Origin of the sequence: Arthrobacter sp. Leaf337, assembly GCF_001423745.1 — a bacterium.
Taxonomy (GTDB): domain Bacteria; phylum Actinomycetota; class Actinomycetes; order Actinomycetales; family Micrococcaceae; genus Arthrobacter.
Genome location: NZ_LMPC01000031.1, coordinates 77852 through 92528 on the forward strand (window position 1 = coordinate 77852; position 14677 = coordinate 92528).

A 14677-nucleotide genomic window follows, 5' to 3' on the forward strand; every position below is an offset into this window, starting at 1 on the left:
CTGGGCGGAAACCGGGTGCGCTAGGCGGAAACGCGGCGTTTGCGGGGCAGTCCGAGTTCTTCGAGCGGGGTCTTGTGGGTTTCCCTCGCCGTCGCGATGGCGATCGCGGAGACGGTCAGGCAGACCACCGTGAAGCTGGCCACCGGTATCCAGCCGCCGGGGCCGGGCTGGGCGAGCATTGTGGCGATGACGGGGGCGAACCCGGTGAGGATCAGGCCCACCTGGCTGCCGATGGCCATTCCCGAGTAGCGGACCGGGGCGGGGAACATCTCGGGGAAGAAGACCGTCCAGACGCCGTTCCAGCAGGAGTAGAACACGGACATGTTCAGGAACCCGAAGACAAAGATGAGGGGGACGTTGTGCTCGCTGATGGCCCAGAAGTAGCCGAACGAGGTGGCAGCGCAGCCGAGCGCGCCCACCAGGAGCACCTTCTTGCGGCCGAACTTGTCCGAGATGATGCCCGCCAGCGGGATGGTGAACATTGACAGGCCGATGGTGACGGCGTTGACGGTGAGCATCAGCGTCCGGTCCAGCCCGGTGGAGGGACCCGTGGCGTAGGCCAGTGCGTACACGGTGAAGGTGGTCTGCATGACGGAGAACAGCATGACGAGGGCTACGCGCAGGACGTCGCGCCACTGTGTCTTCAGGACCTCGGCTGCCGGGATGCCCTTGGGCTTGGTCGGATCCACAGCTTCTTCGAAGACCGGCGGTTCCTCCAGGCGGGTGCGGATCCAGTAGGCGACGCCGAGGACCACAACGGACAGCCAGAACGGTATACGCCAGCCCCAGCTGAGCAGCTGGTCTTCGGGAAGGGCGGCCAGCGGGATGAAGACCACGGTGGAGAGCACCATGCCTGAGGCGTAGCCGGTCATCACGAAGCTGGTGAAGAAGCCGCGGCGGCCTTCCGGGGAGTGCTCCATGGTGAGGGTGGACGCGCCGGCGGCCTCGGCACCCGCGGAGAAGCCCTGCGCCAGGCGGCCGACCAGCAGCAGTGCGGTCGCCCAGTAGCCGATTTGGCCGTAGGTGGGCAGGAAGCCGATGCCGATGGACGCGACGCCCATGATCACCAGCGTGATCATCAGTGCCTGCTTGCGGCCCACCTTGTCACCGAAGTGGCTCATCACGATGCCGCCGAGCGGCCGGGCCAGGTACCCGACGCCGAAGGTTGCCATCGCTCCGAGCAGTGCCACCACGGGGTCGCCGCCCGGAAAGAAGATCTTGGGGAAGACGAGTGCTGCGGCGGTGCCGTAGATGAAGAAGTCGTAGTACTCCAGGGTCGACCCCAGGAAAGAAGCCAGGGCCGCCTTCTTGGGCATCTTTTCCGGGCGGTTTTCTACGACGGCGGTCTCCCCAAGCTCAAGGGCCGGGGGTTGCTGAACATGTCCCATAGTGTCTCCTCATCGAGTGTCACGGGTTAGGGGTGGTGGGGGCCGCCGCCACGTTGCGGTGGCACGTTCCGTAAGAGTTTTGGGGCCGGGAGCTTCCGCCAGCCAGCGGGCGGTTGCGTGGCTCCCTGAAGAAAAACTGTATGAGCGGCATCACAGATTTCAGCGGCAAATCCCATTCAACGGGACGCTTACCGCGGGACGCCTGCCACGGGGCAGCTACAGGGGACGGCGCACCGGGACGGGCGGGATCGTCCTAGGTCTTCGCGTCCCGGTCCCCCGCGGCCTGGCGGCCCGATTCGAGCCAAGGCCGGTTTCCGTAGGGCCGGCGCTCGGCACCCATGGTCCGGGACAGGCCGCGGCCGGCGGCCACCAGCACCGGCAGGATCAGCTGGGGCTTCTCATCCGCGGTGGGAACGACGACGGCGATCGCACCGATCACGCTGTTGCCCTCACCGAACACGGGCACGGAATAGGCGGTGTTTTCCGGAACCAGGACGCCGGCCAGCCGGACATAGCCCCGCTCCCGGATCAACGCCAGGTGTGCGCGGATTTTCACGGGGTCCGTTTCCGTGTTGGGCGTGGTCTTCTCCAGCCGGCCGGCCAGGAAACGCTCCTGAACGTGGCGGGGCATGTGGGCCATCATGGCGAGGCCCGAGGAGGTGTTGTGGATGTCGAGCCGGCCGGCGACGTCGGCAAGGTTCAGGACGGTGCCGTGCCGGTCGAGGCGTTCGAGGTACAGGACGCTGCCGGATTCGACGTCGGGGATGGACAGCGAGACGTTCTCGCGGACGGCCGCGTGGACACCTTCCAGGAAGGGAAGCCCCCGGCGCCGGAACTCTTCGAGGGGGTTGCTGCGTGAGGCAAGTTCCCACATCTTGACGCCCACGCCGTAGTCCCCGGCGTCGCCGCGGTTGAGCAGCCCGCTGTCTACGAGGTCGTTGGCCAGGCGGTGCGCGGTGCTGCTGGACATTCCGGTGATGCGGACCAGCTCGGCGAGCGTCAAACGCGGATGCCCCCGGGAGAAGGCATCGAGGATCTTCACCACCCGCTGGATGACGGACTCCCCCGATGCGGAGTTCGCCATGGTTCCTCCCGGTTGTGCCAGCTTTTCTCCTGCCAATATATCCCCGTGCCGGCAGGACTGCGGGCCCGTGGAAGTAGCCTAGGGTGAACAGGCCTGCACCTGGCGACAGCAACGGGGCAGGCCATCACGGGAACACCGCCTGGAGGAACAACGTGGAGCTGCGGCAGATCGAGGCTTTCCTGGCGGTGGCCGAGGAACTGCATTTTGGCCGCGCCGCCCACCGGCTTCGCATGGCGCAGTCCCCGCTGAGCCAGACCGTCAAGAAGCTGGAAAAGAGCCTCGGCACCGACCTCTTCGAACGGAACACCAGGGCCGTCTCGTTGACCACCGCCGGCTTCGCCTTCCTGCCGCACGCACGGAAAATCCTGGAGGAGCTGGACCTGGCGCGCCGGGCCGCCACCGCGGATGCAGGCGAAGTGTACGGCCGGCTCAGCATCGGGTTTTCCGGAGCACTCAACCACAAGACCCTCCCCCCGCTCACCCGGGCGCTGCGCAGCAGCTACCCGCACCTGGACCTGACCCTCAGCGGCGGACTGCTCACCCAGGATGCCCTCGACCAGCTCCGCAACGGGTCCCTGGATCTGTCCTTCATCGGGCTGCCGGTGGATGCTCCCTCCCTGGCCACGCGACGTATCGCCGTGGAGCCGCTGGGCGCTGCTGTTCCGGAGGACCATCCGCTGGCCGGCCGGCCACAGATTGCCCTGGCCGACCTGGCAGCCGACAACTTTGTCACCATGCCCGCAGCCCAGGGTTCCACGCTGAGGGAGGCGGTCTTTTCGGCGTGCACAGCTGCGGGCTTCAGGCCGCGCGTGGTGCAGGAGGTCTCCGATCCCTATATGGCCCTCTCCCTGGTGGCTGGCGGTGTGGGCGTCAGCCTGGTGCCCGACTCCATGGCCGGCATCATGCCCGGCGGCACCGTCTTCATCGCGCTTTCCGGCGCGGCGCCGTTGCTGGCTTCCGGGATCGCTTGGAATCCTGCCCTCATCTCACCTGCCCTCAAACTGGCACTTGAACTGGCCGATTCCGTGCTGCCCACGCCGTCGCGCTAGGACCTTCGAACTGCTCAGCCCGGCGGTTGACTATGTAGTTTTCACACATAGTCTCTGACCAAAGAAGTGTTGGACACGTCTCAATCCAGGTCCCACGATGAAAGGACTCCACTGCACATCACTCAATGAAGAGGACACCGCCCCATGGCAACTTTCGCCGTCACCTATGCCTACTCTGACGCCACGGCCGGCCAACGCGACAAGCACCGGCCACGCCACGTTGAATTCCTGAAGTCGCAGTTCGACGGCGGCCGGCTGCTGACGAGCGGCCCCTTCGGCTCCGGCGAATCCCCCGGAGCCCTGCTGATCCTCACGGGCACTTCCAAGGCCGAGGTCGAGGCACTGATGGACCAGGATCCGTTCTTCAGCAACAACCTCATCCAAGAGCGGACCATCCGGCAGTGGAACATCTTCTTCGGCGCCGAACGCGTGGACGCGCGATGCTGACCGCCCGCACTGTTGCCAGGGAAACCATCAGCTACGAGGACGTGGCCGAGCCTGTCCTCGAGCAGGGCCGCGCCCTGGTCCGGGTCCACCATGTCACCCTGTGCGGCACCGACCTCCATATCTGGGAAGACGACTACCCGGCCGAACTGCCGGTCGTTCAGGGCCACGAGTTCTCCGGCGTCGTCGAAGCAATCGGCTACAACGCTGCGGGCATCCGCGTCGGGGACAGGGTTGCCGTCAGCCCGATGACGTACTGCGGAACCTGCCGGCCATGCCTGCAGGGCCGGTTCAACGTCTGCCGCAACATCAGTTGCATCGGCTGCTATTCCGACGGCGCCCTGGTGGAAGTTATCAGCGTCCCGGCGGACAAGCTGTGCCGGGTTCCCGAGGGCCTGGCGCTGGAACTCGCCGCCATGGCCGAACCCGCCTCCATCGCCATGCAGGCCGTGAACCGCGGCCGCCCCGCGGCAGGGGAAACCGTACTTGTCCTGGGCAGCGGCCCCATCGGGCTGCTCGCCACCCTGTACCTGACCGACCTGGGCGTGGACGTGGTCTGCGCGGACACGGAGGTTGACCGCCTGGAGCTGGCACGCGACTTCGGTGCTGTGGACACGCTGCTGGTGGACCCGGTCGGCTTCCCCGACGCCGAACAGGCTGCGCGCCTGGGGCGGCTGACCGACGGCTACGGCCCCGGCCTGGTGCTCGAGGCCACCGGCGCACCCTCCTCGCTGGAGAACGCCATACGCCTCGTAGCCAGCGCCGGCCGCATCGTCCAGGTGGGCATTTCAGCGCGCTCGGCCACGGTCTCAATGAAGGACATTCCGTTTAAGGAACTGGACCTTCTGGGCAGCCGGAACAGCCTCAACCTGATCCCCGACGGGCTGGCCCTCCTGGCGCGCCATCCGGACCAGGCCCGGGCCCTGATGACGCACCGTTTCGGCTTCGCGGACCTGCAGCAGGCGTACGAACTGATGCGCAACCGGACGGAGAAGGTGGGCAAGGTCCTCATCGAGATGCCGGCAGCCGGCACTTCGGGAGACCGTGCCACTGCCGGAGCAGCAGCAGCAGCATTCGCACCGGCAGGAGGGCCGGCATGAACCCGGTCGCAGACACCCGCGAGACCCACCCGGTGCTCACGCCGGCAGAGGAACTGGCTCCTGCATACGACGTGGTGGTGATCGGAAGCGGAGCCGCCGGCCTGGTGGCGGCAGTCCGCGCGGCGGACGCCGGGCTGAGCGTGCTGGTGGCCGAGAAGGCAGCCCTGCTGGGCGGCACCACGGCCGCCGGCGGCGGCGTGATGTGGGCTCCAAACAACCATCTGGCAGCCGAGGCCGGCTACAGCGACAGCCATGACCGCGCCGTCGAATACCTCACGGAGGCAGCAGGGCACGCCCTGTCCCCCGAAGAAATCGACTGGTACGTCCGCACCGCACCTCGCGCCGTTGCCTACCTGACCGGCAGCACCCGGGTGTCCATGACCCCCATCGCCCGCCCCGATTACCACCTGGAGTGGAACGGAGCGGCCGACGGCGGCCGCGGCCTGGACAACAACGCCTTCGATCCGTCGGGCTACCCGGGCCTGGCGGAGGCCATCCGGCCGTCGTCGTACTTCCCGCTCCTGACCATGACGGAGCGGGACGAGCTCAACGGCCGGGCCGCCGATCCTGCCCTTCTCGAGACGAGGGCCGCCACCGGGGTGCGCACCATGGGCGGCGCACTGGTGGGCCGGCTGCTGGCGAGCGCCCTGGACCGGGGTGTCCACATCGCTGCCGAAGCACCGGTGGAGGACCTGGTCCGCGCCGGAAGTGGCTGGAGGGTCACGCTCGGTACAGCGGCGGGCCGCAACAGGACGCTGGCGGCTGCCGCCGTCGTCCTGGCCTCCGGCGGGTTCGAATGGAACCGGAGGCTGCGCCAGGCGTTCCTGCCCTTCCCGGTGACGCCCATCAGTGCGCCGTCCAACGAGGGCGACGGGCTGGAACTGGGCCTCAAGGCCGGGGCTGCGGTGGCTGACATGACGGCCATCTGGGGTGTTCCTGTGATCTCCGTTCCGGCGCACCGCTACGACGGCCGGCAGTCCGGCCGGATGGGCAATGTGGAGATGACCCTGCCCGGTTCGATCACCGTGAACGCCGCGGGAAAGCGCTTCGTCAATGAGGCTCTGAACTACCACGACGCCTGCCGGGTGTTCGCCTCGGTGGACCCCCACACGGGGCGGCAGCTGAACAATCCGGCATGGCTGGTGTTCGACTCCGCCTACCTGTCCAAGTACCCCGTGGCCGGCTCAACGCCCGGGTCACCGGCGGAATGGATGACCTCGGCCGGAACCGTGGAGGAGCTGGCCGCGAAGCTAGGAGTGGACCCCACCGGGCTCGGCGAGACCGTGGCCCGGTTCAACAAAGATGCTGCTGCGGGCGTCGATACCGAGTTCCGCCGCGGCGCCACGCCCCAGGACCGCTTCCTGGGCGATACCGGCAACACCCCCAACCCGTGCCTGGCTCCCCTGGCCACCGGCCCGTTCCATGCGGTGCCGATTTCGGCGGGCGTGCTGGGCACCTCCGGCGGGCTGGAAACCGACTTCGACGGCCGCGTGCTGGACCGCCGGGGGGATCCGATCCCCGGGCTTTACGCCGCCGGGAACGTTGCTGCCGGCGTGTTCCGGAACAACTACCCTGGCGGCGGGGCCACCCTGGGGTCCGCCATCACGCGGGCCTTCGCCGTGGGCGAGCACCTGGCTCGGCGCCAGCAGAACTGACAGCACGAGCAGCGCCAGGAGCGCTGAGCAGAGAACACCACGGCGAGGGGCCGACGGCGGGAGTTTCCGCCGTCGGCCCCTCGCCTTTTGTGCGTGTGACGCGGGACACAGAAGAAATTCCAGCGAAGTGATTGCCTTCCGGCCGGTCAGTCGGCCACACTTAGGGTGGATCCGCAGGAACGACAAAACGTTCCCGGTCCCTCCGCCGGATGCATCGCACCGGCCCCGCCCCATCTCAGAATGCCGGGCCCTTCGAATCACCTTCAGCTCGAATCTCCTCCCGCCTCACACGGCACCCTTTTTGTCCTCCCCGGATTCCCTTATCCGAAGCACGGCCCGGCCCGGCCAACTTCCCTCAACACGCAGTGCCCGCCCCGCGAAAGAGAGCACCCCATGATCAAGCACCATTCCGACATCCTGCTCGAGATCATTGCCCACGATCCCGCAACGATTGAAAACGACCTCAACAGTGCCGTGGACATCGCCCTCCGGCACGCCATGGAGGAACGCCGCCACGGCGTGCTGGTCACGCAGACCGGCTTCTCCACCTACACCGTGGCCGTCAGCCGCGATGTTCCGTACGGCGAAACCCGGGAGCTGCGGCAGTGGGCTTCCATCTCCTAGGAAGGTCCGCCGCTGTACGCACCCGGACCCCGCCTGTAGCGTGGGACCACACCGCGAGATCAGGAGCAGCCGATGAGCACGGAACACAACGAGGCCGACGACATCGTGAGCGATGGCGTCGAGGACGAAACCAACCCGGTGCCGAGGGAAAAGCCGGCGGACCAGGCGTCCGGCCGCCACGCCGGGCCCGGCCCTGTCGATGGCCGCCCTGCCGGTGCGGACGGCACCAAACCCCCGGGACCGGCCGAGGAACAGAACAGCAAAACCCCGGACCACCGGGGCCTCACCACCGAACCCAGCTCCAGCTGACATAGAAAGCGACAACAAAGAGGAGGAGTCCGACGGCGGCAATTGCCGCCGTCGGACTCCTCCTCTTTATGCTTTTCCTGACCAGGTTGCTGACTGCGTTGTGCCGGTCAGGCAGTCTGGCCTGCGTGCTCGCCCTCTTCGATCTCTTCCAGCAATTTGTCGTTGAAGGCCTTGAGGTCCCCGGGGTGCCTGCTGGTGACGAAGCCCTGGTCCACCACAACCTCCTCATCGCTCCAGAGAGCGCCCGCGTTCTTCAGGTCGGTCTGGAGCGTGTGGTACGAGGTCAGCTTGCGCCCGCGGACCACGCCTGCGTCGATGAGCAGCCAGGGGCCGTGGCATATGGACGCCACCGGCTTGTGCTGTTCGAAGAAGCTGCGGGCAAAGGCCTGCGCATCCCTGTCCACGCGGAGGTGGTCCGCATTGACCACTCCGCCCGGGATCACCAGCGCATCGAAATCAGCAGCGCGGGCCTCGGCCGCCGTGATGTCGACGTCGAACTTCTCGCCTTTTTCGGTGCCGTGGAAGCCCTGCAGTTTTCCGGCCTTGGGCGCCACGAGGGTGGGCTCGCCGCCTGCCTCCTTCACTGCGTTCCAGGGGCTGGTGAGCTCCACCTGCTCCACGCCGTCGGTCAGCAGGAACGCAACCTTCTTGCCTGCAATATTGTGCGCTGACATATGTCCTCCTTCGCCGGATGCCTTACGGCTTTAACACTAGGAACGCCGGAAATAATAAGCAAGCTGACAATTGGTTTGTCAGGGACAATCTGCCCCGGACAAACAGTGCTAGCACGGAAGTCAGGGACAAGGCCCCGAGCGGACCATGGAAACACGGCATCAGGAAAGGATTCCTGGCCGAAACCACAATCACCGCAACAGGAGCAAAAAAATGTCCATGACCGCCGGAACAAAGAAGTCCCGCCCGTCCCGCGCCAAGATCGCACTCGTCTCAGCAATGACGCTGGGACTTGCTGCGGGCGGCGTCGCCTTGGCCGCACCAGCCCAGGCCGCCGCCACCAACTACGCCTGCACCGTGGTGCCCCTGAAGCCCATCTTCGCGGGCTTCAACTCGTCCGGCACCAAACTGGTGGACTACCGGATCAACGTCTACTGCGGTGCCAACCGCTACGTCAACATCGAGCAGCAGCGCTGGGAAAGCGACGACTGGCCCAACGGTGACGACCACCTCGGCAACTCCTCGTTCAGCCGCTACCTCGGCCCCGCCAACGGCTGGTACACCATCCACAACGTCCGCACCCTGACCAACACCGAGATCGGCAACGAGGAGGTCTACCAGAAGGTCCGGCATCAGGAAGGCGTGGGTGGCGTCTGGTCGCCGTTCACCGGCTGGACCGGCAGCGGCACCACGTCCATGTCCAACTAGTTCCGTATCCAACTGAGTCCGACCAACCAGCAGGCAATCCGGCGGCTGTCCCCACGGGGGCAGCCGCCGTTTTGCTAGTGCCGGCGCAGGTAGGTGAGCACGGCGAGGACCCGGCGGTGGTCCTCGGGTTCGGGTCGCAGCCCCAGCTTCAGGAAGATGCTCCGGATGTGCGCCTCCACCGTCCGCTCCCCCAGGAACAGGGTCTTGCCGATCGCCTGGTTGGTGCGCCCCTGGGCCATCAGTTCCAGGACGTCCCGCTCGCGGCTGCTGAGCTCGTCCTCCCCCTGGTGTCCGTTGTGCGGCCGGGCCACCATCCGGGCCACCAGTTCAGGATCGACGGCGGTCCCGCCGGCCGCCACCCGGTACAGGGCGTCGATGAAGTCGTCGATGTCGGACACGCGTTCCTTCAGGAGGTAGCCGAGCCCTTTCGCTCCGTTCCCCAGGAGCTGCATGGCGTTCTCCGTCTCCACATATTGGGACAGCAGCAGAACCCCCGTCCCGGGCTGGTCGCGGCGGATCGCGGTGGCGGCCTGGATGCCTTCGGTGGTGAAGGTGGGCGGCATGCGGATGTCGACGATGGCAACATCAGGCTGCTGCGCTGCGATACATCCCAGTAGCTCCTGGGCGTCCGCGGCCTCGCACACCACCTCCAGCCCTTCGGAACTGAGCAGCGCGGCAAGGCCGCGGCGGAGCAGCGCCGAGTCGTCCGCGATGGCGACGCGCAGTGTCATGGCAGGTCCTCCATCGGGTCGGCCGAGAAGGGCAGGGTTGCGGCCACGGTTGTTCCGCGGCCGGCCGGGCTGGTGACCGTAAGGGAGCCGCCCAGGGCCGCCGCCCGGTCGGCCAGCCCCAGCAGGCCGCCGTCGGCGCCGGGACTCGCCCCGCCGATCCCGTTATCCGTCACGTGCAGGCTGAGTCCGTCTTCCGTGCCTTTGACGCCGATCTGCAGGTTCGAGGCCCGGGCGTGCTTGGCGGCGTTGGTCACGGCCTCGGCGCAGATGAAATACGCTGCGAGTTCCACCGGCGGCGGAGGCCTTTGCGGCAGGTCAACGTCCAGCTCGATGGGCAGCGCGGACCGCTCCGCGAGCGCCGTGAGCGAGCCGCCCAGGCCTCTTTCGCGCAGCGACGGCGGGTAGACGCCCCGGGCCAGTTCACGCAGTTCCGCCAGCGCAACGGCGAGCTCGTCGCTGGCCTGCGCCACAAGGACTTTCATCTCCTCGGGGCTCGCGGCACGCCGTGCCCTCGCCAGGTCCATGGACACGCCCACCAGACGCTGCTGCGCACCGTCGTGGAGGTCCCGTTCGAGTTCACGACGCCGGGCGTCCCCGGCGGTGACTATCCGTTCCCGGGAGCGGCGGACCTCGACCAGCTGGTCCCGCAGCTGCTGCTCCATGTTCTGGTTGTCCAGGGCCAGGGACGTGGCGCTCTGCACTGCCGCCAGCAGCTGGGGCTGGTCCCGGAGTGCTTCGTCGAAAACCAGGGCCCCGACGGGCGTGCCGTTACGCTCCAGAACCATGGCCGCCCGCCCGGATCCGTCCTCCGGGACGGCGCGGGGCACGCCGTCGTCGTCCACGAATCCGGACAGCGCTGGCGACCACCGCCACAGGCTGAGGGTGGGGTCCCGGACCGACCTGCGCAAGGCGCGGATCAGCCGGTCACTGACCGGCGCCGCACCGATCTCCACCAGCAGCTCGCTCAGCGCGCCGCGGGCGAACCGGTAGCGCCAGAGCCCCAGCAGCACGGCGAGCGGGACGATCGCCGTCGCCGGGTATTGCCACAGCAGTGCCTCATTGGACAGTGTGCCGGTCAGCTGGACCACGGCAAGTGACACCCAGACGGTGGAGGCGGTCTTGATGATCACTGCCAGCCACAACGGCAGGAAGGCCGCCCGGTAGGCGGCTGAGCCGGACTGCCAGCGGGCCACGAGCACGGCCACAATTGCCAACCCGATGCCCACCTGGAGAATGCGGGCAACGTCGCCGATAGCGCTGGTGAGCTGCGGGCTGTCCCACAGCAGGAACAGGTTCCGGGACGTGGACTCCCCTGCGGCGATGTGCAGCCGGGGGTCGAAGAACGCCCAGCTCGCCACGGCAATCACCGCCCAGGCGGCGAAGAAGAAAACCACGGCCGCCCGTTCCGCACGCGAGCGCAGGACTCCGGACGGGAAGCTGAGGGCCAGCTGCAGCAGCGGAGGCTGGTACATCAGGGTCAGCCCCACCCCCACCGTAAAGAGGACCGGATCACTGGACCGCCGCACGCCGGCCGCCAGCCACAGCAGCCCGGCCACCACCAGCAGCAGGCCGGGATTCCGGTTGGGCCGGGTCTGCCACGCGGTCACGCCGGCCAGGACGAAGGCAAGCCCGACGGCGACGAACAGGGAGAGTTCAAAGACTGAGAAAGGTGCCCGGGCCGGGTTCTCGCCCCAGCGGATGACACCCTGGGCGTTGAGGACACCCAGCGTCCGGGCGGGATCCTGCAGGGCGGCCGGCTGCCAGTCGATCGAGATCAGCACCAGGGCCAGGACGCCCACGGTGGCAGCCACTACGAATACCAGTTGCTTGGGAGTCACGGTGCTTCCCTCCGCCAAGCTTAAGAATAGGCGCCCGTCAGGCTATTCGGCAGCCATCTGCGGCGCCAGCCGGTAGCCAATTCCCCGCACGGTTTCGACCCACCTGGGCGCGCGCGAGTCGTCTCCCAGCCGTTTCCGCAGGTTTCCCATGTGGACTTCGACGGTGCGCTCCTCTGCCGTGCTGACGTAGGAGCCGGTGTCGTAGGGTTCGTTCCTCAGGCGGCGGACCAGGTCGGCCTTGGTCTGAACCAGGCGGCCGTTCTCCAGGAGCACCAGGAGAAGGTCGAACTGGGTCCGGGTCAGCTCAATCCGTAGCCCCTCGAATTCGGCGGTCCTGGTTCCCTCGCTGAGCGTGAGGCCGTTGTGCTCGAAATCGGCGAGTTCGGGATCGGCAGGCTCACCCTGCCGGAGTGCCGCCACGGCCGGGACGGACGACAGTGCGGCATCGTCCGGAGTGTTGAGCGCTCCCCGTGCATCACCGGCCGGTCCCGCCAGCCTGTGGCCAGCCCGCCTCGGCCGTCGCAGCATGGCGGCGATCCTCGCCCGCAGCTCGCGGGGACGGAAAGGCTTGGTCAGGAAGTCATCGGCCCCTGCTTCGAAGCCCATGATCGCGTCCGCTTCGTCCACCCGGCCGGTCACAATGACAAGGTAGGCGTCGCTAAACGTGCGGATGCGGCGGGACGCTTCCAGGCCGTCAAAGTCCGGAAGCCCGAGGTCCATGGTGACCACCACCGGGTTGTACCGGCGGACCGCCTCAACACCTTCGAGCCCGGAGGCGGTCGCGTGGACGGCGAAACCTGACTGCAGCAGCACCTCCCGCAGGGAATTCCTGACGTCGTCGTCGTCCTCTACCACAACGGCAATGCCGCGTTCTTCCATCTATGCCCCCATAGTCTTCGGCCAGTCACCCCTTCATATTCGTCGGCAGGGAGCCCGCGGATGGGTATCTCCACTAACTGGACATATGAGGTTGATGATGAGCCTACACACGGCGGGACAGCGGACATTGCCGTCGAATCAAATCTTGTGCATCTCTTGAGTTCGCCCCAGGTATCCCCGGGAACTTGAGCCAAAATTGCGTCAAAGTCGCGTCATTCATGATTCCGCCGGTCCACCCTTGAGTCATACATCCAGGCGGGAACCCAGCACCCGTGAGAAGGAAGCATCACAGGCTGCAAGGAAGCAGGACCGGCCATGAAAAAGGCTCAAGCTGCCAATGAGGTCGCCGCGATCCACGGCGTCATCACCGACCAGGCACCGTTGGATTTTCACGCCCTGGGGCTCGCCGGCTGCATCGACCGGCTCGCCGCCCCGCTGCGGGAGCAGGGAACCACGGTCCGGTGGGAGACGCCGCACCACGGCGTCGAGATACCGTCCGGCACTGCAGGGCTGCTCTACCACGCCGCCCAGGAGGCCCTGAGCAATGCGCTCAAATTCGCCGGTGCCACCGAACTGACCGTCCGGCTCGCGGCAGTACATCACGGCATCCGGCTGACGGTGGCCGACAACGGTGCAGGCTTCGACGGCAATGACCGCACGGGCAACCGCCCGCAGGGATTCGGACTGTTCCTGATGTCCATCGCAGTCCATGACGCCGGCGGCACCGCAACCATTGACAGTGCGCCCGGCGAGGGTACCCGCGTCACGGTCACGCTTCCGCTGGACTGACCACACGCTTTTACGGGGGATTACCATGCATATCAGCCCGGGCCGTTGTGCCCACGGAACCAGCAACCGTCTCCAGTATTATTTTGCCCATGACCAGGCCTGCGGTGAGGGCTCCTATCGCGGACGTGGCCCGCACTGCACTCGATACCGTCTGGGACCGGATCTTCTTTATGGTCGGTGGTGTCGCCGCCGCGTGGTTGACCTATCTTCTCCTTGAGCTCAGCTTCCAGTGGGGCTGGGGCCAGCTCTGGTTCACGTTCGTCTTCTGGGCCATGCTCGCCTACCTCGTCCTGCCCAGGCTCCACTCGATCCTGACCCGCGTCTATGTGCCCGACTATTTCATCGGGCGCGCCCGCACCAGCGACGGCCTGCTCGGCGATCCGGTGAATGTGGCCCTGCTCAGCTCCGAAGCCCAGCTCCACCACGTGATGCGCCGGGCCGGCTGGACCATCGCCGACGACGTCACCCTGGCCAGCAGCCGGAGGATCATCACCTCCACCCTGCTGCGCCGCAGCTACCTTGAGGCGCCGGTCAGCCCGCTCTTCCTCTTCGGCCGGCAGCAGGACTTCGCGTACCAGCAGGAAGTGGACGGAACCCCGGGCAAGCGCCACCACGTCCGCTTCTGGCGGTGCCCGCCCGGCTGGCTGCTTCCCGGCGGCGTGGCCGCGGACTGGCTGGCCGCGGGCACGTACGACCGCAGCGTCGGCTTGTCCCTGTTCACCCTCCAGATCACGCACAAGATCGACGAGCACACGGACGATGAGCGGGACCACATCGTCGCGTCCATTTCCGCCGCCGAACCCTCGGCCGACGTCCGGGTGATCCGGGACTTCTCCACCGGGTACCACACCCGCAACGGCGGAGGCGATGAAATTGCCACCGACGGCGACCTTCCCATCGTGAACCTGCGGGCAACGCCGGTGCCCGGCGTTGCTGTTCCGCGGCTCCCGAGCGACAGCAGGAACAGGCGCCCTGCGCCCACCATCATCGGAGCCGCCCTCGTGGCCGGCCGTGCACTCGCCGCGGCGGCACTGGCCCTGTCCGTCCTGCTCTTTCCCGCCGGGCACCTAAGCGAGGGCCAATCGCAGCTGGTGCTCTACGCCGGGGTGGCAGTACTGGTCCTCTCTGCCCTCGCGGAACTACTGCTCGCCTGGTTCGTCTTCCTGGGACGGAACTGGGCGCGCACGCTCGCCATGGCCTTGAGCACCGCCGCGATCGGCCTGCAGGTCATTGACGTCGCTCACGGGGGTCCTGGAATCACGCTGCAGACCAACCTCCCCGGCCTCACCTTGGACATCCTGCTGATCCTCGCGCTGTCCAGCGAGCGGTCCCGCGTCTACGCCCGCCGCGACCGCAAGGAGCCAAAACGGATCGCCGCACGGCCCGGCGGCCGCGCAGCGATCTGAC

At 67.2% G+C, this 14677-nt stretch carries 15 protein-coding genes; 9 read left to right on the plus strand and 6 right to left on the minus strand.

What is annotated here, in order from left to right:
* Window positions 1-20: 20 nt before the first annotated feature.
* On the minus strand, window positions 21-1388 hold the full coding sequence (locus ASF98_RS22910; RefSeq protein WP_055807366.1) for an MFS transporter: 1368 nt from the start codon (window positions 1386-1388) through the stop codon (window positions 21-23).
* A gap of 253 nt (window positions 1389-1641) precedes the next feature.
* Window positions 1642-2472 carry an IclR family transcriptional regulator gene (locus ASF98_RS22915; protein ID WP_055807368.1) on the minus strand — a complete coding sequence of 277 codons (831 nt, stop codon included), beginning with the start codon at window positions 2470-2472 and terminating at the stop codon, window positions 1642-1644.
* Between the two features lie 83 nt (window positions 2473-2555).
* On the opposite strand from ASF98_RS22915, the gene ASF98_RS22920 reads away from it, so the two are divergent.
* The 6 genes from ASF98_RS22920 (at window position 2556) to ASF98_RS22945 (ending at window position 7653) form a co-directional block, all read left to right on the plus strand.
* Window positions 2556-3521, plus strand: a complete 966-nt coding sequence (locus tag ASF98_RS22920; RefSeq protein WP_235506138.1) for a LysR family transcriptional regulator — start codon at window positions 2556-2558, stop codon at window positions 3519-3521.
* A 144-nt stretch (window positions 3522-3665) separates the two neighbouring features.
* Window positions 3666-3968, plus strand: coding sequence for a YciI family protein (locus ASF98_RS22925; RefSeq protein ID WP_055807373.1), 303 nt, complete (start codon window positions 3666-3668; stop codon window positions 3966-3968).
* Window positions 3962-5065, plus strand: coding sequence for an alcohol dehydrogenase catalytic domain-containing protein (locus tag ASF98_RS22930; RefSeq protein ID WP_055807376.1), 1104 nt, complete (start codon window positions 3962-3964; stop codon window positions 5063-5065). The genes ASF98_RS22925 and ASF98_RS22930 overlap by 7 nt, the downstream gene beginning before the upstream one ends.
* Window positions 5062-6720: an FAD-dependent oxidoreductase gene (locus tag ASF98_RS22935; protein ID WP_055807380.1), complete on the plus strand. Its 1659-nt coding sequence runs from the start codon at window positions 5062-5064 to the stop codon at window positions 6718-6720. Before ASF98_RS22930 ends, ASF98_RS22935 begins: the two co-directional genes overlap by 4 nt.
* Window positions 6721-7113: 393 nt before the next feature.
* The gene (locus ASF98_RS22940; RefSeq protein ID WP_055807384.1) at window positions 7114-7344 is read left to right on the plus strand and encodes a hypothetical protein; all 231 of its coding nucleotides are present in this window, start codon (window positions 7114-7116) and stop codon (window positions 7342-7344) included.
* Window positions 7345-7416: 72 nt separating this feature from the next.
* Window positions 7417-7653, plus strand: a complete 237-nt coding sequence (locus ASF98_RS22945; RefSeq protein WP_055807387.1) for a hypothetical protein — start codon at window positions 7417-7419, stop codon at window positions 7651-7653.
* A 107-nt stretch (window positions 7654-7760) separates the two neighbouring features.
* Here ASF98_RS22945 and ASF98_RS22950 read toward each other — a convergent pair whose 3' ends face one another.
* Window positions 7761-8327 (minus strand): type 1 glutamine amidotransferase domain-containing protein, encoded by a 567-nt coding sequence (locus ASF98_RS22950; RefSeq protein WP_055807390.1) that lies wholly within the window; start codon window positions 8325-8327, stop codon window positions 7761-7763.
* Between the two features lie 217 nt (window positions 8328-8544).
* On the opposite strand from ASF98_RS22950, the gene ASF98_RS22955 reads away from it, so the two are divergent.
* Window positions 8545-9033, plus strand: a complete 489-nt coding sequence (locus ASF98_RS22955; RefSeq protein WP_235506139.1) for a hypothetical protein — start codon at window positions 8545-8547, stop codon at window positions 9031-9033.
* A gap of 74 nt (window positions 9034-9107) precedes the next feature.
* Here the strand turns inward: ASF98_RS22955 and ASF98_RS22960 are convergent, their stop codons facing one another.
* Genes ASF98_RS22960 through ASF98_RS22970 form a run of 3 tightly spaced genes read right to left on the minus strand, consistent with a single transcriptional unit; the run spans window position 9108 to window position 12481 of the window.
* Window positions 9108-9764 carry a response regulator transcription factor gene (locus ASF98_RS22960; RefSeq protein WP_055807394.1) on the minus strand — a complete coding sequence of 219 codons (657 nt, stop codon included), beginning with the start codon at window positions 9762-9764 and terminating at the stop codon, window positions 9108-9110.
* Window positions 9761-11602 (minus strand): sensor histidine kinase, encoded by a 1842-nt coding sequence (locus ASF98_RS22965; RefSeq protein ID WP_055807397.1) that lies wholly within the window; start codon window positions 11600-11602, stop codon window positions 9761-9763. The genes ASF98_RS22960 and ASF98_RS22965 overlap by 4 nt, the downstream gene beginning before the upstream one ends.
* Before the next feature lie 42 nt (window positions 11603-11644).
* A complete protein-coding gene (locus tag ASF98_RS22970; RefSeq protein ID WP_055807400.1) occupies window positions 11645-12481 on the minus strand; it encodes a response regulator transcription factor in 837 nt (278 codons plus the stop codon).
* Window positions 12482-12796: 315 nt separating this feature from the next.
* On the opposite strand from ASF98_RS22970, the gene ASF98_RS22975 reads away from it, so the two are divergent.
* The gene (locus tag ASF98_RS22975) at window positions 12797-13270 is read left to right on the plus strand and encodes a sensor histidine kinase (protein ID WP_055807403.1); all 474 of its coding nucleotides are present in this window, start codon (window positions 12797-12799) and stop codon (window positions 13268-13270) included.
* 89 nt (window positions 13271-13359) lie between these two features.
* On the plus strand, window positions 13360-14676 hold the full coding sequence (locus tag ASF98_RS22980) for an LssY C-terminal domain-containing protein (protein WP_055807406.1): 1317 nt from the start codon (window positions 13360-13362) through the stop codon (window positions 14674-14676).
* Window position 14677 lies beyond the last annotated feature (1 nt).